20 protein-coding genes, 1 tRNA gene and 1 pseudogene are annotated in these 21,303 nt (G+C 66.0%); 11 read left to right on the plus strand and 11 right to left on the minus strand.

The window, feature by feature from the left end; all coding sequences use genetic code 11:
* Positions 1-86: 86 nt before the first annotated feature.
* A complete protein-coding gene (locus tag C8J42_RS13395; protein WP_133020413.1) occupies positions 87-431 on the plus strand; it encodes a hypothetical protein in 345 nt (114 codons plus the stop codon).
* 122 nt (positions 432-553) lie between these two features.
* Here the strand turns inward: C8J42_RS13395 and recN are convergent, their stop codons facing one another.
* On the minus strand, positions 554-2,218 hold the full coding sequence (recN, locus tag C8J42_RS13400; RefSeq protein ID WP_133020414.1) for a DNA repair protein RecN: 1,665 nt from the start codon (positions 2,216-2,218) through the stop codon (positions 554-556).
* 80 nt (positions 2,219-2,298) lie between these two features.
* Entirely contained in the window at positions 2,299-3,261 is a 963-nt protein-coding gene (locus C8J42_RS13405) for an outer membrane protein assembly factor BamD (RefSeq protein WP_107954618.1), read from the minus strand.
* A 169-nt stretch (positions 3,262-3,430) separates the two neighbouring features.
* Between C8J42_RS13405 and C8J42_RS13410 the strand changes: the two genes are divergently transcribed.
* Positions 3,431-4,255 carry a class I mannose-6-phosphate isomerase gene (locus C8J42_RS13410; RefSeq protein WP_133020415.1) on the plus strand — a complete coding sequence of 275 codons (825 nt, stop codon included), beginning with the start codon at positions 3,431-3,433 and terminating at the stop codon, positions 4,253-4,255.
* A gap of 304 nt (positions 4,256-4,559) precedes the next feature.
* Entirely contained in the window at positions 4,560-5,732 is a 1,173-nt protein-coding gene (locus tag C8J42_RS13415) for a glycosyltransferase (protein WP_133020416.1), read from the plus strand.
* 127 nt (positions 5,733-5,859) lie between these two features.
* Here C8J42_RS13415 and C8J42_RS13420 read toward each other — a convergent pair whose 3' ends face one another.
* The 4 genes from C8J42_RS13420 to yajC are packed head-to-tail and all read right to left on the minus strand — an operon-like array spanning position 5,860 to position 9,170.
* Positions 5,860-6,234, minus strand: coding sequence for an MTH938/NDUFAF3 family protein (locus C8J42_RS13420; protein ID WP_133020417.1), 375 nt, complete (start codon positions 6,232-6,234; stop codon positions 5,860-5,862).
* 7 nt (positions 6,235-6,241) lie between these two features.
* Positions 6,242-7,207, minus strand: coding sequence for a protein translocase subunit SecF (secF, locus tag C8J42_RS13425; protein WP_132737393.1), 966 nt, complete (start codon positions 7,205-7,207; stop codon positions 6,242-6,244).
* A 14-nt stretch (positions 7,208-7,221) separates the two neighbouring features.
* A complete protein-coding gene (secD, locus tag C8J42_RS13430; RefSeq protein WP_133020418.1) occupies positions 7,222-8,826 on the minus strand; it encodes a protein translocase subunit SecD in 1,605 nt (534 codons plus the stop codon).
* Complete coding sequence (gene yajC, locus C8J42_RS13435; protein ID WP_056066746.1) at positions 8,826-9,170, minus strand: preprotein translocase subunit YajC; 345 nt, start codon at positions 9,168-9,170, stop codon at positions 8,826-8,828. The genes secD and yajC overlap by 1 nt, the downstream gene beginning before the upstream one ends.
* A gap of 170 nt (positions 9,171-9,340) precedes the next feature.
* Between yajC and C8J42_RS13440 the strand changes: the two genes are divergently transcribed.
* Together C8J42_RS13440 and C8J42_RS13445 are read left to right on the plus strand one after the other, a co-directional pair.
* The gene (locus tag C8J42_RS13440) at positions 9,341-9,649 is read left to right on the plus strand and encodes an antibiotic biosynthesis monooxygenase (protein ID WP_133020419.1); all 309 of its coding nucleotides are present in this window, start codon (positions 9,341-9,343) and stop codon (positions 9,647-9,649) included.
* Between the two features lie 93 nt (positions 9,650-9,742).
* Positions 9,743-9,819, plus strand: a tRNA-Pro gene (locus tag C8J42_RS13445).
* Between the two features lie 142 nt (positions 9,820-9,961).
* Here C8J42_RS13445 and C8J42_RS13450 read toward each other — a convergent pair.
* On the minus strand, positions 9,962-12,244 hold the full coding sequence (locus C8J42_RS13450) for an NADP-dependent malic enzyme (RefSeq protein ID WP_133020420.1): 2,283 nt from the start codon (positions 12,242-12,244) through the stop codon (positions 9,962-9,964).
* Positions 12,245-12,756: 512 nt separating this feature from the next.
* On the opposite strand from C8J42_RS13450, the gene C8J42_RS13455 reads away from it, so the two are divergent.
* The 5 genes and pseudogenes from C8J42_RS13455 (at position 12,757) to C8J42_RS13475 (ending at position 16,656) form a co-directional block, all read left to right on the plus strand.
* Positions 12,757-13,293, plus strand: a complete 537-nt coding sequence (locus C8J42_RS13455; protein WP_133020421.1) for a glycosyl hydrolase 108 family protein — start codon at positions 12,757-12,759, stop codon at positions 13,291-13,293.
* An 88-nt stretch (positions 13,294-13,381) separates the two neighbouring features.
* A pseudogene (locus tag C8J42_RS13460) lies at positions 13,382-13,615 on the plus strand (3TM-type holin); the annotation flags it as partial.
* Between the two features lie 287 nt (positions 13,616-13,902).
* Entirely contained in the window at positions 13,903-14,445 is a 543-nt protein-coding gene (hslV, locus tag C8J42_RS13465) for an ATP-dependent protease subunit HslV (protein WP_056053053.1), read from the plus strand.
* 130 nt (positions 14,446-14,575) lie between these two features.
* Positions 14,576-15,871 (plus strand): ATP-dependent protease ATPase subunit HslU, encoded by a 1,296-nt coding sequence (hslU, locus tag C8J42_RS13470; protein ID WP_133020422.1) that lies wholly within the window; start codon positions 14,576-14,578, stop codon positions 15,869-15,871.
* A gap of 119 nt (positions 15,872-15,990) precedes the next feature.
* Complete coding sequence (locus tag C8J42_RS13475; RefSeq protein ID WP_133020423.1) at positions 15,991-16,656, plus strand: nitroreductase; 666 nt, start codon at positions 15,991-15,993, stop codon at positions 16,654-16,656.
* Positions 16,657-16,877: 221 nt separating this feature from the next.
* On the opposite strand, the gene C8J42_RS13480 is transcribed toward C8J42_RS13475, so the two are convergent.
* The 4 genes from C8J42_RS13480 to C8J42_RS13495 all read right to left on the minus strand — a co-directional run bounded on the left by C8J42_RS13480 (position 16,878) and on the right by C8J42_RS13495 (position 20,010).
* Complete coding sequence (locus C8J42_RS13480) at positions 16,878-17,144, minus strand: hypothetical protein (RefSeq protein ID WP_132896051.1); 267 nt, start codon at positions 17,142-17,144, stop codon at positions 16,878-16,880.
* 57 nt (positions 17,145-17,201) lie between these two features.
* Positions 17,202-18,641, minus strand: coding sequence for a DEAD/DEAH box helicase (locus C8J42_RS13485; RefSeq protein ID WP_133020424.1), 1,440 nt, complete (start codon positions 18,639-18,641; stop codon positions 17,202-17,204).
* Positions 18,642-18,867: 226 nt separating this feature from the next.
* Entirely contained in the window at positions 18,868-19,602 is a 735-nt protein-coding gene (locus C8J42_RS13490; protein WP_243644380.1) for a Crp/Fnr family transcriptional regulator, read from the minus strand.
* 177 nt (positions 19,603-19,779) lie between these two features.
* Positions 19,780-20,010, minus strand: coding sequence for a hypothetical protein (locus tag C8J42_RS13495; protein ID WP_056066769.1), 231 nt, complete (start codon positions 20,008-20,010; stop codon positions 19,780-19,782).
* Positions 20,011-20,161: 151 nt separating this feature from the next.
* On the opposite strand from C8J42_RS13495, the gene C8J42_RS13500 reads away from it, so the two are divergent.
* Complete coding sequence (locus C8J42_RS13500) at positions 20,162-21,181, plus strand: fumarylacetoacetate hydrolase family protein (protein ID WP_132737422.1); 1,020 nt, start codon at positions 20,162-20,164, stop codon at positions 21,179-21,181.
* Positions 21,182-21,303 lie beyond the last annotated feature (122 nt).

The raw sequence follows: 21,303 nt of genomic DNA on the forward strand, positions 1-21,303 counted from the left end.
AAGGTCGTTGTAAGGGAGCAATGTGCTCACCAACCAAACTTTGCCAACGGGGCCCGGGCCTTCGCCGGGGTGGAATCGGGGGTGCGATGAAGACAGCAGTTACGATCGTCGCCATAGTGTTAGCCGCCCCCGCCGCCGCCCAGCAAACTCACGTCTCCCCTAAGCCGGCCCCGGCGATCGGCTATGACTGGAACGACGATTCGTCCGCGGACGACCGCGTCCAGCAGTCGCTGTGGCCGCGATCCGACGCGAGTGCCGCCGGACTCGACGACATGATCCACACCGAACAGGCACCGGTCCGTGCGGTGATCCACGAAGACGGCGCGTTCGGTAGTCGGGCGCTGCACGGACTGCGAAAGGTCGGCGGCGATTACATCGTCGTGCCAGTGCTGAAGATCCACTTGGGTCACCCGCGGCAGGCGATGCCATAACCCCGAACTTGTTCTCCCGCGAACGCGGGAGCCCAGGGTCAAGGACGCTGTGGGTGGTATCCTGGGCCCCCGCCTTCGCGGGGGAACAATACCGGTGGTAAATCCATCTGAACCTGAGCGCGTTAAGCCCGCTCCAACAACCGCTCCGCCTGAGCCCGCGCTTCATCCGTAATCTGCGCGCCCGACAGCATCCGCGCGATCTCTTCCCGACGCTCCTCCTCGCTCAAAGCCCGCACGCCGGTCCGCGTGACCGTCCCGTCGCTACTCTTGGCGATCAGCAGATGCTTCGCCCCCCGCGCCGCAACCTGCGGGCTGTGCGTCACCACCAGCAGCTGCGTGCTCAGCGCCAGCCGCGCGAGTCGCTCGCCGATCGCGCTCGCCACCGCCCCGCCGACGCCGCGGTCGATCTCGTCGAACACCATCGTCGACGCGCCACCCTCCTCCGCCAGCGCCACTTTCAGCGCGAGGATGAAGCGCGATAACTCGCCGCCCGACGCGATCTTGGTGAGCGCCGCGAACGGCGCACCGGGATTGGTTGAAATCTCGAACTCGACGCGGTCCTTGCCCGCCGCCGACCAGCCCTCTTCACCAAGCGGCGCAACGACGGTCTGGAACCGCGCCGCATCCAGCTTCAACGGCGCCAACTCACCCGCCACCGCCACGTCGAGCCGCTTGGCAGCCGCCAACCGCCGCTTCGTCAAAGCATCGGCCGCCGCATCGAATGCCTTCCGCGCCGCCGCCACGCGCGCCTCAATCTTCGCGATCCCGCCCTCGCCCGCATCCAGCCGCTCCAGCCGCGCGCGCATCTCATCCGCCAGTGCCGCCAAGTCATCCGGCTGCACGCGGTGCTTGCGCGCCATCGCCCGAAGCTCGAACAACCGCGCCTCGTCATCCTCCAGCGCGCGCGGATCATAGGCCATGTCCGCCCGCGCATCGCGCAGGCTCTCCTCCGCCACCGAAGCCTCGATAACCGCGCGATCGACCGCCGCCAGCGCATTGCCGAGCGCGACATGATCCTCCGCGATCCGCTCGAGCACGCGCGCGGCTTGGCGCAGCTTCGCCATCCCGCCATCCTTGCCCTCGAGGAAATCGTCGATCGCCGCCAGATCGTCCGCGATCTTCTCCGCGCGCTGCATCGACCGCCGTGTATCCGCCAGCGTCTCTTCTTCGCCCGCAACAGGTGCCAACGCAGTCAGTTCGGCGACGGTATGCTCGAGCCACTCGCGATCCCGCGCCGCCGTCTCGATATCCGCACGGGCGGCGGCCAGTTCAGCCTCCGCTGTACGAAACCCAGCATACGCCTTGCCCGTAGCCCCCGGCTCGGTCCGCCCGAAGATGTCGAGCAGCGCCCGATGCCCGCGCGCATTCAGCAGCCCGCGCTCGTCATGCTGCCCGTGGATCTCGACCAGATGCGGCGCCATCTCGCGCAGCAGCCCCGCCGACGCTGGCTGGTCGTTGACGAAGCCACGACTGCCGCCGTCCGCCTTGACGATCCGCTTCACGATCAACGGCTCGCCGTGCTCGATCTCCAGCCCGTTCTCGTCGAACAACATCGCGAGCGGCGATTCGGGGGCAGGGGCATCGAACGTCGCGGTCACGACAGCCTGCGCCGCGCCGTGCCGCACCAGCCCGCTGTCGCCGCGGCCACCCAGCGCTAGCCCCAGCGCGTCGAGCAGGATCGACTTGCCGGCACCGGTCTCGCCGGTCAGCACGCCTAGCCCTTCGCCGAATCCCAGATCCAGCGCCTCGATGAGCACCACGTCGCGAATGGAAAGATCGGTCAGCATCCCGCGCGTCTTAGACGATCCGCACGCGAAGTTGATCCCCCATTGTTCTCATGCCCGGGTTCTCATGGCGTATTCGGCGATCAGTTGCCGGGGCCGGTCCGCGTCGCGCTGCCCGGGCCGACGGGTGCGGGGCTGGAAACGCTGCCCGCGCCCGTACCACCGGTGTTGCCGTTCGCTTTGGGAAGCTCCAGCGCCCCGGTACCCGGCGTGCCTGCGGTTCCCGTCGGCACGACTGGCTCGCCCGGTGCCAACGGTGCGATCGGCTTCACCGGATGGTCCTGCATCAGCTTGTAGGCGTGATCGTACCAGTCGGTGCCCGGATAGTTGCGACCCAGTACCGCGGCGGCCTTCTCGGCCTCGATCGGCACGCCGAGCTGCAGATACGTCTCGGTCAGCCGCATCAGCGCCTCGGGCGTGTGCGTGGTCTGCTGGAACTTGTCGATCACGGTGCGGAACCGGCCGTTCGCTGCGAGCCACTGGCCGCGCGTCTCGTAGAACCGCCCGATCTCCATCTCCTTGCCGGCGAGATGGTCGTTGACCAGATCGATCTTCAGCCGCGCATCCGATGCATAGCGCGTGTTCGGATACCGCCGCATCAGCTCGCCGAGCGAATCGAGCGCCTGGCGCGTGATCTTCTGGTCGCGCGTGACGTCGGTGATCTGCTCGTAATAGCCGAGCGCGATCAGGTAATAGGCGTAGGGCGCGTCGCGGTTACCCGGATGCACCGCGAGGAAACGCTGCGCCGAGCTGATCGACGCGGTGTAGTCCTTGGCGAGGTAATAGCTGAACGCCGACATGATCTGCGCACGGCGCGCCCAGATCGAATAGGGATGCTGGCGCTCGACCTCGTCGAACAGCTGTGCCGCCTCCTTGTAACGCCCCTGGTCGAGCCGTGCCTTGGCGGTCGAGTACAGCGTCCCCACGTCACGCGCGACGTAAGGAAGGTCGCCCTTGGCGGCGCGGCCACCCGCACAACCGGCAATGGGGAGCGCAAGCGCGGCGATGAGCGTGACCGCGAGGGCACGAGACTGGGTGATACGCATCGGCGTTGTCCTTAGCGTATGCGGGGCTTTGCGAACAATCCCTTTCGCCACCCCGCTCCAAGCCCAATTCACGGCGTCGATGGGCCGGGCAATGAAGGGCTTTTCGCGGCCCGGATCACACGGCAATAGTCATGCGTTGCCGACCCGTCATTCCAGTCGAGGATATCCCATGCCCGCCACCCTGCTGCATACCCACCGCGTCGAGAAGCCCTGGGGTCGCGACACGCTCTGGCCCGGGTTCGAGGATGCCGCCCCCGGTACGCCGCCGATCGGCGAAGTCTGGTTCCAGGAGCCGGGCAACACCACCCCCGACCTGCTGATCAAATATCTGTTCACCAGCGAGAAGCTGTCGGTCCAGGTCCATCCCAACGACGAACAGGCGCACGCCCGCGGCCTGCCGCGCGGCAAGGACGAGTGCTGGACGGTTCTCGCCGCCGAGCCGACCTCGACGATCGCGGTCGGCACGAAACAGCCGATCTCGAAGGATGAACTCCGACAGTCGGCGATCGACGGCACGATCGAGGACAAGCTCGACTGGAAGCCGGTCAAGCCGGGCGACTTCATGTATTGCGCGTCGGACACGATCCACGCGATCGGCGGCGGCCTGACGGTGATCGAGGTCCAGCAGAACTCCGAGACCACCTACCGCCTTTACGATTACGGCAGCGACCGTGAGCTTCACCTCAAGGACGGCATCGAGGTCGCCGACCCCACGCCCTACGTCCCGGTCGCGCCTCCGGTCGAAGTCGAGACCGGCCGCACGATCATGGTCGAAGGCCCCAAGTTCGTGCTCGAGCGCTGGAAGGGCGGCGACCACGTCGTCAACCTGCCCGAAGGCACGACCGGCTGGGTGATCCCGATCACCGGCTCGGGCGACGTCGCAGGCGTTGCGTTCAAGGCCGGCGAATGCGCGACGATGACGGGCAGCGAAACGGTCTCGACGAGTGCGGATGCCGACGTGCTGTTCGCGTATCCGCTGGCGAAGCGGATCTGAGCAACACCTTCACCTCCCGCCTCCTTGTTCTCTCGCGAAGGCGGGAGCCCAGTCTGGGTCCCCGCCTTCGCGGGGAAACAATGTAATCGAGGGCAAACGCCACCCCAACCACCACCACCCCGGCGAAGGCCGGGGCCCAGTTGGAAAGGTGGCAATAATGGAGGACTACGCTCCGTTAGCTACGTCCCCCAACTGGGCCCCGGCCTCCGCCGGGGTGGCGTTTTCATCGATCACGCGGCGGACAACCATCGGATACACCCCCAAACTCACCCCGCATTAACCCACCCCCTGTAACCCCCAGACCATGCTCCGCATCCTGACCCTCTCCACCCTGTTCCCGGATGCGACCCGCCCCAATTTCGGCGTCTTCGTCGAACGCCAGACGCTCGGCCTCGCCGCGCATCCCGACGTTTCATTGCAAGCGGTAGCACCGATAGGCCTCCCCCCGGGCCCGCTCCGCCACCTCGGCCACTACGCGACCCTAGCAAAACTGCCGACGCACGAACGCTGGAAAGGCATCGAACTCCACCGCCCGCGCTTCACCGTCCGCCCGTTCCTCCAGGGCCGCCATCACGCCGCAGCGTTGCAGCGCGCGCTCATCCCCGTCCTCGACACGATCCGCGAAGATTTCGCGTTCGACGTCATCGACGCCTCGTTCTTCTTTCCCGACGGCCCCGCCGCGGTCGCACTCGGCAAGCGCTACGGCGTCCCCGTCTCGATCAAGGCGCGCGGGTCCGACATCCACATCTGGGGCAACGCACCCGCCACCGCCGCGCAGGTCCGCGCCGCAGGCCGCAACACCGCGGGCATGCTCGCAGTCAGCGCCGCGATGAAGGCCGACATGGTCGCGATGGGATTGCCCGCCGACCGCATCCGCGTCCACCACACCGGCGTCGACCAGGACCGCTTCCACCCCGTCGACCGGGTCGCCGCCAAGGCAGCCCTCGGCGTCACGGGCCCGCTAGTCGTCTCGGTCGGCGCGCTGATCCCGCGCAAGGGCCACGACATCGTCATCGACGCGGTCGCCGCGCTTCCCGGCGTCACTTTGCTCATCGCAGGGCAGGGCCCCGCGCGATCGACACTGGAAGCGCGGATCGCACGACTCGGCATAGCAGACCGTGTCCGCCTGCTCGGCGCCGTGCCGCATGCCGAAATCCCGAAGCTGATCGCCGCTGCCGATGTCAGCGCGCTTGCCTCCGAGTCCGAAGGCCTCGCCAACGCCTGGGTCGAATCGCTCGCCTGCGGTACCCCGATCGTCATCACCGACGCCGGCGGCGCGCTTGACGTCGTGACATCGCCAAAAGCAGGCCGCGTCACGATCGGCGACCCCCTCGCCTTCGCCGCCGCGATCGGTGCCCTACTGGCCGATCCGCCGCCGCCCCAGGCAACACGCGCCACAGTCGCCAGCTTCACCTGGGAAGCCAACACCGCCGCGCTCTACGAGCACCTCGCAACGCTGGCCGCAAACCGATCCTAAACGATCCTCCCCCGCAAGGGGGAGGTGGCTGGCACTTGCCAGACGGAGGGGGAGGAAAGGGAAACGTCAGTTGGGCATCCGCCCCCTCCGTCACCTCCCCTAGCGGGGGAGGATTAGCAGTCTCAGCTCACCCCTCGAGAGGGTACAGCGCCGCCACGATCCAGCGACCCTCGCCGCGCAGCACAGCCCAAGCCCGAGCGGCAGCACGGCTATCCATAGCCTCGATCCCGAACCCCCGCGCCTCGACCGCCTTCTTGAAAGCGAGCGGCGGCTGACGAAGCGCGGAACCGGTACCCAACAACAAGAATTCCGGCGTCGGATCCAGCGCCAGCAACGCCGCCACATCCGCCTCGCCAAGCGCCTCGAACGCTGGCGGCTCCCAGCCATCCGCACGTTCGGGACTGATCAGCAGCGCCGTATAATAGCCGTCGTCGACCTTGAACCCGGCCCGACCGATCGCCGAGATCATCGGCCCATCGGTCTTCTCGCGGTCCATCCTCATGACGTGATCAACGCTCGACCTTCGGACCAACCCGCTCGGCGCCGTCCTGCACGCCGCCCTTGCGCGGTGCAGGATCGGCCCGCAGCCCCAGCGTGATCAGCAACGAAGACGACACGTAGATCGACGAATACGTCCCCACGACGATACCCAGGATCATCGCCGCGGTGAACCCGCGCAGCACATGGCCGCCGAGCACCAGCATCGCGACCAGCGCGAGCAGGATCGTCACCGACGTCATCACGGTCCGCGGCAGCGTCTCGTTCACCGAAAGATCGATGATCTCGCGCATGTCCATCTTGCGGTACCGGCGCATGTTCTCGCGGATACGGTCGTCGATCACGATCTTGTCGTTGATCGAATACGAGATGATCGTCAGCACCGCCGCGACGATGTTGAGGTCGAACTCGAACTGCGTCAGCGCGAAGAAGCCGAGCGTCATCAGCAGATCGTGGACGATCGCGACGACCGTCGACACGCCGAACTGCCACTCGAACCGCACCACCGCGAACAACGCGATGCCGAGGATCGCGAGGCCGACCGCGAGCAGGCCCTTGCTGATCAGCTCGTCCGAGACCTTGCCCGAGATCGTGTCGTACTTGGAAAAGGTCGCGCCGGGGAACTTCACGGCGAGGTCGTCCGACACCTTCTTGACGAGGCGGTTGGTCGCGCCTTCGTCACCGGCGGGCACGGGCAGGCGGATCGACAGCGTCTTCGGATCGCTGAACGACTGGATCGAGGCCTCGCCGACGCCGAGCCGGTCGACTTCGGTGCGGACCGCATCGATCGACGGCGGCGTCGCGAACTTCTCTTCGATCAGGACGCCGCCGACGAAGTCGACGCCCATGTTGAGGCCCTTCGTCACGACGAGTCCGATCGCCAGCAACGACAGCAGCAGGGTCAGCCCGAACGCCCATTTGCGGAGCGAGACGAACTTGAGGTTCGTGTTGTCGGGAACGAGTTTCAGCAGGCGCATTGTTGTCTCCCGCCTCAAATATTGATCGTGGTGGGGCGGTTCTTCCGCAGCCACAGCGCGACCATCATCCGCGTGAACGTGACGGCGGTGAACACCGACGTGCAGATCCCGATCAGCAGCACGACCGCGAAGCCCTTCACCGGACCCGAACCGAGCAGCAGCATGATCACGCCGGTGATGGCGTGCGTCACGTTCGCCTCGAAGATCGTCCGCGATGCTTCCTTGTAGCCGAGCTCGACCGACTGGACGACGCTACGCCCGCGTCGGCGCTCTTCGCGAATACGCTCGTTGATCAGCACGTTGGCATCCACCGCGGTACCGATCGTCAGCACGAACCCGGCGATACCGGGCAGCGTCAGAGTCGCGTTCAGCATCGCCATGACGGCGACGATGACCAGGATGTTGATGACCACCGCGAGGTTCGCATACAGCCCGAACCGGCCATAGGTCACGAACATGAACACGATCACGAGCAGCGCGGCGACGATCGACGCGAGCACGCCGGCGCGGATCGAATCCTTGCCCAGATCGGGGCTGACGGTGCTCTCGGCGATCGTCTTCAGATTGACCGGCAGCTTGCCCGACCGCAGCGAGATCGCCAGTGCGTTCGCCGACTCGACGGTGAAGTTGCCCGAGATCGACGCACGACCGCCCAGGATCGGCTCGTTGATGTTGGGCGCAGAGATCACCGAATTGTCGAGGATGATCGCGAATGGTTTGTTCGTGTTCTCGGTCGTCACCTTGGCGAAGCGACGGCCGCCGACCGCGTCGAACGTGATCGCAACCTGGGCTGCGTTGGTCTGCGACTCGAACTCCTGGCGGGCATCGGCGAGCTGGTCGCCCGAGATGATCACCGATCGCTTGACCGCGATGAACGGCACGCCGCGCGGATTACCCGGATACGGCAGCACCTGGCTGCCGACCGGGGCGATCCCCTTGACCAGATCGGCCGGGTTCGCGGTCTCGTCGACAAGCTTGAACTCGAGCTTGGCGGTCTTGCCGATCAGCTCCTTCAGCGCCTGCGGGTTCTTGAGGCCCGGCACCTGCACCACGATCCGCGTCGCGCCCTGGCGAACGATCGTCGGCTCCTTGGTGCCGAGCGCGTCGATACGGCGACGGACGACTTCGGTCGCGTCCTTCATCGCGGTGTCGACCGCCTGGGTCAGGCCGGCCTGGGTCGGCTTGAGCACGAACCGGCTCGTGTCGACGACGTTGATGTCCCATTCGCGCTGGCCGCTCATCCCGGCGCCACCGCCGGTGATCGCCAGCAGGCGCTCACGGGCCGCGTCGACCTGGCTCGGATCGCGCAGCAGGAAGGTCAGCTGACCGCCCCGCGTCGAAATGTCGCCGATCTCGATCCGCGGCGTGCCGTTGCGCATCGTCCCCGCGACGCTGTCGCGCATCGCCTCGATCCGCGTCGCGGCGAGGTCGGCGGTATCCGCCTCGAGCAGCAGATAACTGCCGCCGGCGAGATCGAGCCCGAGGTTGATGTGCGGATGCGGAATCCGCCCCCATTCGCTCGTGGTGCTCTCGGGGAGGAAGCTCGGGATCGCCAGCAGGCACAATGCCGCCAGCAACCCGATGATCGACCCGATTTTCCAGCGCGGGAAGTCGAGCATCAGTCGTTCGCCGGCTTCGTGTTCGGGCTGGTGATGTCGGTCAGCGTCGCCTTGACGACGCGCACGCGGACATTCGGCGCGATCTCGACCTCGACGACATTATCCTCGACCTTGGTCACCTTGCCCAGGATCCCGCCCGACGTGACGACGCTGTCGTTCTTCTTCACCGCCGCGACCGACGCCTGCAGCGCCTTCATGCGCTTTTGCTGCGGACGGATCATCAGGAAATAGAACACGACGAACACGAGGAAGAGCGGCGCGAGGCTCAGGAACGAGGCGATCCCGCCTCCCGCCGTCGTGGCGGCGCCGTCTGCGGCCTGGGCGTATGCTGGTGAGATGAACATGGAGTTCCGTATCTGTGAAGGGTGGCTCGGTTCGCGCGCCGCGCGGCCGGTCGCATTGGTCCGCCCGCTATCATCGCTTGATGTCGCGTGCAACTGACGCAGGCGCGGACGGTTCGTGTAGAGACCACGATGAAGTTACGGCGAAACCGGCGCGAAACAGGAGAGATGCGATGATTCTGGTGATGGGACATATCAAGCTGGCCGCAGGTGAAGGCGCGAAGATCGCCGACACGCTGATCGCGCACATGGCCGCCTGCGCCGAGGAAGACGGCTGCGAGTTCTACAATCTCGCGCTCGATCTGGTCGATCCCGACCTGATCCGGATTTCCGAACGCTGGGCGAGCCCCGAGGCGATCGCCGCGCACGGCCAGGCCGAACACCAGAAGGCCTTCGGTCGCGCCCTGCGCGCGTACACCATCGAGCAGGTTAGCGTGAAGGCCTATGACGGCAGCTTCTGGCGCACGCTGATGGGCGAGTGAGGTAATCTTTGCCGGCAAGCGGCGTTGCGGCTTGCATCGCACGCCGACCCTGCGTAGAGCGCGCGGCTCGGGCTGCTATGCGGCCCGTTCGGTCGGAGCGTAGCGCAGCCTGGTAGCGCACCACACTGGGGGTGTGGGGGTCGCAGGTTCGAATCCTGTCGCTCCGACCATTTTCTTACATCGATGAAAAAACAGCCAGCCGATCAGGTCTTGGCAAACCTTCTTGTTCCCCCGCGAACGCGGGGGCCCAGGATCACGAACGCTGCCGCCCGCAACCCTGGGCTCCCGCTTTCGCGGGAGAACCGTTAGAGGTCAGGCCGTCTCGCTCACCGTCGCCGCATGACCCACCGCCACCGCGCTGAGGTTCACGATCCCCCGCGCGGTCACGCTAGGCACCATCATCTGCAACGGCTTGGCGAGCCCCAGCAGCATCGGCCCCAGCGGCAGCGACTCGGTCGACGCCGACAACAGCGACACCGCGATGTTCGCCGCATCGATGTTCGGCATCACCAGCAGATTCGCCGACCCGGTCAAAGGACTGTCCGCGACCAGCCGCCGCCGCAGCGCCTCCGACAGCGCCGCATCGCCGTGCATCTCGCCGTCGAACTCGAACTCCGGCGCGAACTCCTTCAGCAGCGCATGCCCGGCGCGCATCTTCTGCGCCGAGGGCGACCGCGACGCACCGAAGCTCGAATGCGACAGCAACGCCGCCTTCGGCTCGATCGCGAACGCGCGCACGGCTTCGGCCGCCAGCAGCGTCATCTCGGCAATCTGCTGGGCGGTCGGATCGACCGTCACGTGCGTATCGCAGAAGAAAAGACTGCCGGTGCGCAGGATCACTGCCGACATCGCATACAGCCGCGAGACGCCCGGCATCCGCGGGATCAGCGGCATGACGTACGTCATCTGCGTCCACCAGTCGCCGATCCCGCCACACAAGGCCGCATCGACGCGACCCTCGCGCAGCAGCATCGCCGCCGCCACGCTCGGCCGAGTCCGCAGCGCGCGCTCGGCACTGTCGGGCGGCGATCCGCGACGGCCGACCAGCGCATTGTACCCGGCAAGCAGCGGATCGAACACTTCGCGGTCCGTACCCGGATCGAGCACCTCGACGTCGGTGCCGATCGCCATCCGCAACCCGCTCGACTGGATCTTCTCGGCGATTACCTCGCGCCGGCCGATCAGCACCGGCCGCCCGATCCCCTCGTCGATCACCGTCTGCACCGCGCGCAGCGTGCGGTCGTCCTCGCCCTCGCCATACGCGATCGAGCGCCCTGCCTGCTTGGCGCGCGCGAAGATCGGCCGCATCAGCTGGCCCGAGCGATACACGAACACTTCGAGGTCACGCAGGTACGCGTCGAAATCCTCGATCGGCCGCGTCGCCACGCCGGAATCCATCGCCGCCTTCGCCACCGCCGGCGCGACATGCAGGATCAGCCGCGGATCGAACGGCTTGGGGATGATGTAGGTCGGCCCGAACACCGGCGTCGCGCCGCCGTAAGCGGTGACCACCACATCGGAAGCCGTCGCGCGTGCAAGCGCCGCGATCGCGTCGACTGCCGCGACCTTCATCGCCTCGTTGATCTCGGTCGCACCGACGTCGAGCGCCCCGCGGAAGATGAACGGGAAGCACAGTACGTTGTTGACTTGGTTCGGAAAATCCGAGCGGCCAGTGGCGATGATCGCATCGGGTCGCGTCGCATGCACCAGCGCCGGCTGGATCTCCGGCTCAGGGTTCGCCAGCGCCAGGATCAGCGGATCGGGTGCGAGCAGATGCAGCCATTCCTGCTTCAGCACGCGCGGCGCCGACAGCCCGAGGAAAATGTCCGCCCCCTCCAGCACGTCCGGCAAGGTCCGCGCATTCGTCGTGCGGGCGTACCGCGCCATGTTCGGCGGCATCACGTCGCCGCGATCCTTGTGCACGACGCCCGCGATATCGGTCAGCGTGACGTTCTCGGGATTGAGCCCCATCGACACGAGCAAATCCACCGTCGCGAGCGCCGCTGCGCCTGCGCCCGACGTCACCAGCTTCATCTGGTCGAGCCGCTTGCCGCGCAGTTCGAGCACGTTGCGGACCGCGGCCGCACAGACGATCGCGGTGCCGTGCTGGTCGTCGTGGAACACCGGGATGTTCATCAGCTCGCGCAGCTTCGTCTCGATCTCGAAACATTCGGGTGCCTTGATGTCCTCGAGATTGATCCCGCCGAACGTCGGCTCCAGCACGCGGACAGCCTCGATGAACGCCTGCGGATCGAGCTGGTCGATCTCGATATCGAAACAGTCGATCCCGGCGAATTTCTTGAAGAGCACCGCCTTGCCCTCCATCACCGGCTTCGACGCCAGCGCACCGATCGCGCCGAGCCCGAGCACCGCGGTGCCGTTGGTGATAACCGCAACGAGATTTCCGCGAGCCGTGTAATCCCGCGCCTTGTCGGGATCGGCGGCGATTTCCTCGCACGCAGCGGCCACGCCCGGCGAATAGGCGAGCGCGAGATCGCGCTGCGTCGCCATCCGCTTGGTCGCCTCGACCGAGAGTTTCCCGGGCTTAGGATAGCGGTGATAATCGAGCGCGGCTTTGCGGAAATCGTCTTCCATGGTCTTCCTAACCTGTCGGCCGCGGCGGCGACCGGGTTGAGCGCGCAGACAGAGCCCGCGGCGAATGTTCAAGGGAGCGCATAGCCTTAGGGGCACCAATCCGCCAACCCCGCACGGACGTAGCGTCGGTTTGGGTAGGGCGGGGGCGACCGCGACCCGGCACCTCACACCACAGCACCATCACAGCACAGCACCACCCCGGCGAAGGCCGGGGCCCAATTGGAACGTCGGACATAACTGAAGTGCCGTCCTCCGTTACAACCGTCCCCCAATTGGACCCCGGCCTCCGCCGGGGCGGTGCGCGACCTAGCGATCCTCCCCCGCCAGGGGGAGGTGGCACCGAAGGTGACGGAGGGGGAGGCAAGCGATCACCTCCGTTGCATGTCCTCCCCCTCCGTCTGGCAAGCGCCAGCCACCTCCCCCTTGCGGGGGAGGATTGAGGATCAACAATTCCCCTGTCCTACAGCGAACCAATATGGTTCGCTCGCCCCCAACAAAACCGGGAGCCAGCCATGACCATCGACCACCTAATCGACGCCGTCATCGACCGCGAAGGCGGCTACTCGAACCACCCCGCAGACCGAGGCGGCCCGACCAGATACGGCATCACGCAAGGCGTAGCCCGCACCAACGGCTACCCCGGGGACATGCGCAACTTCCCCCGCGACCAGGCGGAAACCATCTACCACCGCCTCTACTGGACCCGCCCGGCCTTCGACCAGATCGCCCCCCGAGCCCCGAAAATCGCCGAAGAACTCTTCGACACGGGCATCAACATGGGCCCCGCAGTCGCCGCCACCTTCCTCCAGCGCGCCCTCAACGCGCTGAACCGCGGCGCCACCGACTACCCGGACATGATCCTCGACGGCCGCATCGGCCCCGCGACCCTCACCGCGCTCGACGCCTTCCTCGCCCGCCGCAAACCCGGCGGCGAAACCGTGCTCTTGAAAGCGATCGAGGCGCTCCAGGGCGAACGCTACGTCGCCCTCGCCGAGACCCGCCCCGCCAACGAAGCCTTCCTCTACGGTTGGCTCGCGAACCGCGTCTGAGGCCCCTGCGAAAACGCTCCCAGCGTGTGAACTTTGTGCACTTACAGATTTCCGGAGACAGCCAATGACCCCGCAACCCCTTGATCCAGCACCAGACCCCTGGATTACCCGCGCTCGGCCAACGTTCCTCTACGTGATGTACACATTGCTGCTCGGTGCGATCCCCGCAGGCCTGATCGCCGCGGTCCGCCCGCAAACGGCGCAGGCGATCGCGGCGGGCATGGCGGCGTACCTGAACGCAATTCCCGAACCGCTCTACGCGCTCTTCGGCACCGGCTATCTCGGCTACACGGTGGCCCGGGAATGGGGGAAGGGCCGATGACGTGCACCCCTTACCGCCACTCCCCCCAACCGCGCGCGCCTTACCGCCCCCCAACCGTTCGTGCCGAGTAGCGACCGAGTAGCCCCCTTGGGCGTATCGAGGGCGCGTATCGAGGTACAGGTGACACGCGCAACCTCAATCCCTCGATACGCGCTCTCGACAAGCTCGATCGCTACTCGGGACGAACGGAAGTGGGATGGCCGACACGAACGGCGCGCGTTCGGGCAGGGCGTTGCACCCCCAAAACCAAACCCTACATCGCGCCTATGAGCAACGACCCCCACGCCATGCCGACATGGCACGGCACCACGATCCTCTCGGTCCGCCGCGGCGGCAAGGTCGTCGTGATCGGCGACGGCCAGGTCTCGATGGGCCAGACCGTCATGAAACCCAACGCGCGCAAGGTCCGCCGCCTGGGCGACGGCAGCGTCATCGGCGGGTTCGCCGGCGCGACCGCCGACGCCTTCACCTTGTTCGAACGCCTCGAACGCAAACTCGAAGCGCACCAGGGCCAGCTCCTCCGCGCCGCGGTCGAGCTTGCCAAGGACTGGCGCACCGACAAGTTCCTCCGCAACCTCGAAGCGATGATGATCGTCGCCGACAAGGACGTGACGCTGATCCTCACCGGCAACGGCGACGTCCTCGAACCCGAAAACGGCGTCGCCGCGATCGGCTCCGGCGGCAACTACGCGCTCGCCGCCGCCCGAGCGCTGGTAGAATACGAGACCGACGCCGAAGTGTTGTGCCGCAAGGCGATGCACATCGCGTCCGAACTCTGCGTCTACACCAACGACCGCCTCACCGTCGAAACGATGGACAGCACGACGTAATTCCTTCTCCCCCTCCCGCAAGCGGGAGGGGGCAGGGGGTGGGCGCCCGCTCACCTCCAGCGCCAACCTTCGAGGGAAGCGCGAGCCCACCCCCAACCCCTCCCGCAAGCGGGCGGGGAGCGAGATCAGAATGAACGACCAACTCACCCCGAAGGCCATCGTCGCCGCGCTCGACGCCCACATCATCGGTCAGGCCGCCGCGAAACGCGCGGTCGCCGTCGCGATGCGCAACCGCTGGCGCCGTCAGCAGCTCAGCGAAGACCTCCGCGACGAGGTCACCCCCAAGAACATCCTGATGATCGGACCGACCGGCTGCGGCAAGACCGAGATCAGCCGCCGTCTGGCCAAGCTCGCCGACGCGCCGTTCGTGAAGGTCGAGGCGACCAAGTTCACCGAAGTCGGCTATGTCGGTCGCGACGTCGAACAGATCGCCCGTGATCTCGTCGAGGAAGCCATCCGCCTCGAAAAGGAACGGCGTCGCGTCGCCGTCAAGGACAAGGCGGAAGAGGCTGCGATGTCGCGCCTGCTCGACGCGCTCACCGGCAAGAACGCGAGTGAAGCGACGCGCGAGAGCTTCAAGCAGCGCTTCCTCGACGGCCATCTGAACTCGGCCGAAGTCGAGATCGAGGTCGAGCAGGCGCCGACCACGCCTTTCGAGATTCCCGGCGGTGCGCCGCAGATGATCAATCTCGGCGAGATGATGAAGTCGTTCGGCGGCGGCCAGCAGTTGAAGCGGCGCAAACTGACGGTCCACGCGGCGTGGGACAAGCTCGTCGAGGAAGAGGCCGACAAGCGCCTCGACCAGGACGAGGTCAGCCGTGCGGCACTGGCTGACGCGGAAGCCAACGGCATCGTCTTCCTCGACGAGATCGACAAGATCGCCGTCTCGGATGGCCGCGGCGGCTCGATCAGCCGCGAGGGCGTCCAGCGCGATCTGCTCCCCCTGATAGAGGGCACGACGGTCGCGACCAAGTACGGCCCGATGAAGACCGACCACATCCTTTTCATCGCATCGGGCGCGTTCCACGTCGCCAAGCCGAGCGACCTGCTCCCCGAGTTGCAGGGCCGCCTCCCGATCCGTGTCGAGTTGAAGGGTCTCACCGAAGCCGATTTCGTCGCGATCCTCTCGGACACCAAGGCCTCGCTGCCGCTGCAGTACAAGGCGCTGATCGCCACCGAAGGCGTCGGCATCGAGTTCACCGAGGACGGCATCGCCGCGATCGCCCGCATCGCCGCGGAGGTGAACTCCGAGATCGAGAACATCGGCGCGCGGCGGCTTCAAACGGTGATGGAAAAGCTGCTCGAGGAGGTAAGCTACAACGCGGAGGACCGCGGCGGCTCAAACCTCGTCATCGACGGCGCGTATGTCGACAGCCAGCTGAAGGAAATCGCCCGCAACACCGACCTGAGCCGGTTCGTGCTGTAACGAGTGGGGAAGGCAAACCTTTCCCCATCCGTTCGTGCTGAGCGAAGTCGAAGCACCCTGAGTCTCATGCCCTTCGACTTCGCTCAGGGCGAACGGAGTGGGGGTGTTTAGGAGAAACCATGGACGTGACCGAAGCCATAGCCGCTCGCCGCTCCGTCCGCGGCTTCCTCGACACCCCGGTCGATCCCGCACTCCTCCGCGACCTCGCGATAAAAGCGTCCCGAGCCGCAACCGGCGGCAACCTCCAACCCTGGCACATCGCCATCGTCCAAGGCGAACCCCTGGCCCACCTCAAGGCGACGATGGCGGACAAGCTAGCCACCGGCGCAACCGAAATCCCAGCCTACGACGTTTACCCGAAAGACCTCACCGCCCCCTACCGAGACCGCCGCTACGCCGTCGGCGAGGCGATGTACGCCCACCTCGGCATCCCCCGCGACGACAAGCCGGCGCGGCAGAAATGGTTCGCCCGAAACTTCGAATTCTTCGGCGCCCCCGCCGCCTATTTCTGCACGGTCGACCGCCGCATGGGCCCACCGCAATGGTCGGACCTCGGCATGTACCTGCAAAACCTGATGCTGCTCGCGGTAGACGCCGGCCTCGCCACCTGCCCACAGGAATGCTGGGCGATGTATCCGGAAACGGTCGGGAGGGTCTTGGATCTGCCCGAAGACCGCATGCTCTTTTGCGGCATGGCGATCGGCTACGAGGACAAGAGGGCACCTGCCAATGCGTTGCGCACGGAGCGCGCGGACGAAGCGGAATGGCTGACGACGATCAGCTGATTTAAGCCATCGACGCTAACCAAAACATCACCCCGGCGAAGGCCGGGGGCCAATTGGGTAACGATGGTAACGGAGTGAAGCGCTTCGTTACATCGGCCTTGCCAACTGGGCCCCGGCCTTCGCCGGGGTGGTGTATATGGGCCGGGTACGTCGCCCCCATTTTGTTCACCCGCGAAGGCGGGTGCCCAAGCTGGATCCCCGCCTTCGCGGGAAAACAAGAATTAGAGGACTACCGTAACCGGCTTGGCGCCCTTGATCCCCGCAAGGATCATAGCCTCCCAGACCGCAGGGTCACCCGCCGCGGCCATCGCCTTGTCCGGCTCGCGCAACGTCTTCAGCACCGCCAGCGCATCGGGCAGATAATCCGCCCACGCCGCGTCGATCAGCCGCGACGCCGACTCGGCATCGCCGCCGGCGTTCGCGCTGATCCGCTGTCCCGCCAGCACGCGTGCAACGCGTTCGGCGACAGGTGTAGTGGAAACGTCCATGAGCATTCTCCTCGCGGGACCGGTCTACACCAAACCCGCGAGGCGAACGAATGCTCCTTAGCGTGCCGAGCTCGGCCCCGCGCCGCGGCTCGGACCACGGCCACCGCCGCCGCCACCAGCCGGACGACCACCGCCGCCCTGACCGCCGGGACGACCACCGCCCTGGGGACGACCGCCGCCGCCGCCCTGACCGCCGCCACCCTGGCCACCACGGCTAGCACCCGCATAGTTGCGACCAGTCGTCCCGGTAGCCCGCGGCGAATGCGTCGCGCGCGGACGTGCCGGATCGCGCGGACGGTCGATCCGGACCTCGGGGTCCGCCCCCATCGTCTTCACGCGCGTCTGCTTGATCTGGTTCGACAGATTGACGAAATCCTCCGGCAGCGACCGGACCTGCACTTTCTGGCGCGTGATCCGTTCGATGTCGCGCAGGTAGGCCTTCTCGTCATCCGCGCAGAACGCGACGGCGATGCCGCTCGCGCCCGCACGCGCGGTACGGCCGATGCGGTGGACATACTGCTCGGCGACGTTCGGCAGCTCGAAGTTGATGACGTGGCTGACGCCCGAGACGTCGATCCCGCGTGCGGCGATGTCGGTCGCGATCAGGACCTTGACCTTGCCCTGCTTGAACTCGCCGAGTGCGCGCTCACGCTGGCCCTGGCTCTTGTTGCCGTGGATCGCGTTCGACGCGATGCCGTTGCCGGCGAGCAGCTTCACGACGCGGTCGGCGCCATGCTTGGTGCGCGTGAACACGAGCGCACGGTCGATCGCCGGATCGGCCAGCGTGATCGTCAGCAGCGCCTGCTTCTCCGACTGGTTGCAGAAGGTGACATACTGGTCGACGCGCTCGGCGGTCGTCGCGGCCGGCTTTACCGATACCGTCTTCGGGTCGAGCAGGAACTGGCTGGCCAGCTCGCGGATCGCGACCGGCATCGTCGCCGAGAAGAACAGCGTCTGGCGCTTCTTCGGCAGCATGCGGACGATCTTCTTCAGCGCGTGGATGAAGCCCAAGTCCATCATCTGGTCGGCTTCGTCGAGCACGAGGATCTCGATCATCGACAGGTTGCAGAAGCCCTGCTCGATCAGATCGATCAGGCGGCCCGGCGTGGCGACGAGGATGTCGACGCCGCGGCTCAGGTCCTGGCGGTTTTTGTTGATGCTTGTGCCGCCGAACACGGTGGTCACCGACATCTTGCTGAACTGGCCGTAGGCGCGGGCGCTGTCGGCGATCTGGCTGGCGAGTTCGCGCGTCGGCGCAAGCACCAGCATGCGGCAATGCGTCGGCAGGACGCGCTTCTGGGTTTCGGTCAGGCGCTGGATCGACGGCAGCACGAACGCCGCGGTCTTGCCGGTGCCGGTCTGCGCGATGCCGAGCAGATCGCCGCCCTCGAGCAGGATCGGGATCGACTGTGCCTGGATCGGCGTCGGCTCGGTATAGCCCTTGGCTTCGAGCGCACGGACGAGCGGCTCGGCAAGGCCGAGGTTTGCAAATGACATGGATAGTCTCTCAAATAGATGCCGGGCTCGCGAATCCACACAAGGACGCGCGAGGGGCGGTGGTGTTTTGACACCCCGCGTGAAAAGGGAAGCCCGTTGGAAACGACCGAGGCGGAGCTAAGACCGGCTAGGGTCCAATCACGCTGCATTACGCCTCGATAGCGGCCATCTGGCGTATCACGGTCGAAAAGTCAACCTTCGGCCCCTTTTTGCACCCAGGGCTGGGTCAGCGGCGGATCTGACCCAAGTGCAGATAGCGCTCGTTGAACTCGGCGGCATCGCGCAGGCGGGGCCAGTCGATCACGCTCACCTGGCGCTTCTTGCGCGCGATCAGGCCGTCTGTCTCGAGCGATTTCAGCACGCGATTGACGTGTACGGGGGTAAGGCCAAGCGCATCGCCCAACTGCTCCTGTGTCATCGGCAACTCATACGCCATCGCATCGGCGATCGTCGATTTCTGGAACCGCACCGAGAATTCACACAGCAGATGCGCCAGTCGGCTCCGCGCATTGCGCCGCCCGACATTCAACAGCCACTCGCGGTGGATCGACGACTCGACCAGCGCGTCGATCCACAAGGCCTGACCCGCCGCCGGGCACGCCTCGATGAAAAGACGCAGCGCCGCGATCGGCACTTCGGCAAGCGTCAGCCGGGTAAGCGCCTGGATGTCATGATCGGATTCATCAAGGAACAGGTTCTGCAGATCGACGAACTCGCCCGGCATCAGGATCGACACGATCTCGCGCTCGCCGTTCGGCGTCAGCTTCTGCCGATAGGCCAGCCCCTCGAGAATGAACGCGCAGCGCGTCGGACGCTGGCCCTCGCGCAGCATATAGGTCGACGCATCGATCGTCCGGACCTTGAACGGCAAGGCCGCGATCTGCGCACGATCGTCCGCACCCATCGCCATCCGCGATTCGAACTTCCGTAACACCTTCTCAGTCACGGTGGAGATATCCACGTGCACTCTCCGCATCCAGTGCAGGAGCACTCGTTTCTCGCTGTCACCCTCTCTGGAATAGCGCGTTGCAACAACACGCACCTTATCCCAGGATTGACCGGGCCGACAAAACCCATGTTATGACATTTATGCGCCCGATTGGCCGGACCGTGGCGAAAAACGAGGCCAGCCGCTCGGCTAGCTCGTTTCGTCGATCGTCACCGTGACCGTAAGCAGAACGCTGCCCGCCTCGTTCCGTACGGCGACGCTGAACCGAGCGCCGTCGCGTGCGATCCCCGGGTGATCGCTGAGATAATCACCTGCGAAGATGACCGCCTGGACGCGTGCTTCCTCGTCGTCCGCCAGGTTCGTGCCGTCGTCGTCGTTGACGTGTTTATGGTTGTCGATATCGAAGAAGTATCTGGGCATGCTCACCTTCCTCGACCGTTACGCAAGTTCGAACCTATCAGGTCGACATTGGCTCCGCTCTTACCAAAATCAGGTTTGCTGCACGCTGGATGCTCGACTTGAACTCCGTCACGGGCGTAGGATGCGTACAAACATATAGAGGATCCGCCCCATGAAACTGGCCAGCCTGAAGCATCCCGACGCCACCCGCGGGCGAGATGGCAAGCTTGTGGTCGTCTCCAACGACCTCGCCTGGTACGCCGATGCGAGCCACATCGCGCCGACTTTGCAGGCCGCGCTCGACGACTGGGATCGGCTTTCGATCGATCTCAAGAACCTGTCGACCGATCTCGAACACGAGATGATCCCGATGCGCCGCTTCCACGAGCACGACGCCGAGTCGCCCTTGCCGCGTGCGTATCAATGGGCGGATGGCTCGGCCTACGTGAATCATGTTGCGCTCGTGCGACAGGCGCGCGCGGCGGAGATGCCGGACAGCTTCTGGCACGATCCGCTGATGTACCAGGGCGGCTCGGACGGGTTTCTGGGCCCGCGCGATCCGATCCCGCTCGCCGACGAGTCTTGGGGCTGCGACATGGAGGGCGAGGTCGTCGTCGTCACCGGCGACGTGCCGCTCGGTGCGAGTCGCGACGAGGCGCTGGCGGCGATCCTGCTCGTCGGGCTCACCAACGACGTATCCTTGCGCAACCTGATCCCCGGCGAGCTCGGCAAGGGCTTCGGCTTTTTCCAGTCGAAGCCGGCCAGCGCGTTTTCGCCCGTCTTCGTCACCCCCGACTCGCTGGGCGACTGGTGGAAGGACGGCAAGCTCCACCGCAAGCTGATGGTCGACCTCAACGGCCAGCCGCTCGGTCGCGCCGAGGCTGGCGAGGACATGACGTTCGACTTCGGTACGCTGGTCGCGCACGCCGCCAAGACCCGGAAGCTCGGCGCGGGAACGATCGTCGGCTCCGGCACCGTCTCGAACCGCGGCCCCGATGGTGGGCCCGGCAAGTCGGTTGCCGAGGGCGGCGTCGGCTATTCCTGTCTCGCCGAAGTCCGGACGATCGAGACGATCCAGGGTGGCAAGCCCGTCACGCCGTTCCTCAAGCAGGGCGACGTCGTCCGCATCTGGGCGGAAGACGACAAGCGCCATCCGATCTTCGGCGTGATCGAGCAGACCGTCGGCGGTTGAATTTTAAGGAGGGGGAGAAAAAATCCGCGCGGCACATCGTGAATGCGCAACTCCCCCTCGCAATCTGCGTTGAAATTTAATAACAAGCCTCGGTAAGAGTGTTCCGCGGTCACAGCGGCCTC

It is taken from the genome of Sphingomonas sp. PP-CE-1A-559 (assembly GCF_004340965.1).
GTDB lineage: Bacteria > Pseudomonadota > Alphaproteobacteria > Sphingomonadales > Sphingomonadaceae > Sphingomonas.

Bases quoted from the DNA above. Each gene is read 5' to 3' on its own strand.
- recN (WP_133020414.1), bottom strand. From the start codon at position 2,218: ATGCTGACCGATCTTTCCATTCGCGACGTGGTGCTCATCGAGGCGCTG.
- C8J42_RS13405 (WP_107954618.1), bottom strand. From the start codon at position 3,261: ATGCGTATCACCCAGTCTCGTGCCCTCGCGGTCACGCTCATCGCCGCG.
- yajC (WP_056066746.1), bottom strand. From the start codon at position 9,170: ATGTTCATCTCACCAGCATACGCCCAGGCCGCAGACGGCGCCGCCACG.
- C8J42_RS13500 (WP_132737422.1), top strand. From the start codon at position 20,162: ATGAAACTGGCCAGCCTGAAGCATCCCGACGCCACCCGCGGGCGAGAT.
- C8J42_RS13395 (WP_133020413.1), top strand. From the start codon at position 87: ATGAAGACAGCAGTTACGATCGTCGCCATAGTGTTAGCCGCCCCCGCC.
- secF (WP_132737393.1), bottom strand. From the start codon at position 7,207: ATGCGCCTGCTGAAACTCGTTCCCGACAACACGAACCTCAAGTTCGTC.
- hslV (WP_056053053.1), top strand. From the start codon at position 13,903: ATGCCGACATGGCACGGCACCACGATCCTCTCGGTCCGCCGCGGCGGC.
- C8J42_RS13410 (WP_133020415.1), top strand. From the start codon at position 3,431: ATGCCCGCCACCCTGCTGCATACCCACCGCGTCGAGAAGCCCTGGGGT.
- C8J42_RS13455 (WP_133020421.1), top strand. From the start codon at position 12,757: ATGACCATCGACCACCTAATCGACGCCGTCATCGACCGCGAAGGCGGC.
- C8J42_RS13450 (WP_133020420.1), bottom strand. From the start codon at position 12,244: ATGGAAGACGATTTCCGCAAAGCCGCGCTCGATTATCACCGCTATCCT.
- C8J42_RS13440 (WP_133020419.1), top strand. From the start codon at position 9,341: ATGATTCTGGTGATGGGACATATCAAGCTGGCCGCAGGTGAAGGCGCG.
- C8J42_RS13480 (WP_132896051.1), bottom strand. From the start codon at position 17,144: ATGGACGTTTCCACTACACCTGTCGCCGAACGCGTTGCACGCGTGCTG.
- C8J42_RS13495 (WP_056066769.1), bottom strand. From the start codon at position 20,010: ATGCCCAGATACTTCTTCGATATCGACAACCATAAACACGTCAACGAC.
- C8J42_RS13475 (WP_133020423.1), top strand. From the start codon at position 15,991: ATGGACGTGACCGAAGCCATAGCCGCTCGCCGCTCCGTCCGCGGCTTC.
- secD (WP_133020418.1), bottom strand. From the start codon at position 8,826: ATGCTCGACTTCCCGCGCTGGAAAATCGGGTCGATCATCGGGTTGCTG.
- C8J42_RS13420 (WP_133020417.1), bottom strand. From the start codon at position 6,234: ATGAGGATGGACCGCGAGAAGACCGATGGGCCGATGATCTCGGCGATC.
- C8J42_RS13485 (WP_133020424.1), bottom strand. From the start codon at position 18,641: ATGTCATTTGCAAACCTCGGCCTTGCCGAGCCGCTCGTCCGTGCGCTC.
- C8J42_RS13415 (WP_133020416.1), top strand. From the start codon at position 4,560: ATGCTCCGCATCCTGACCCTCTCCACCCTGTTCCCGGATGCGACCCGC.
- hslU (WP_133020422.1), top strand. From the start codon at position 14,576: ATGAACGACCAACTCACCCCGAAGGCCATCGTCGCCGCGCTCGACGCC.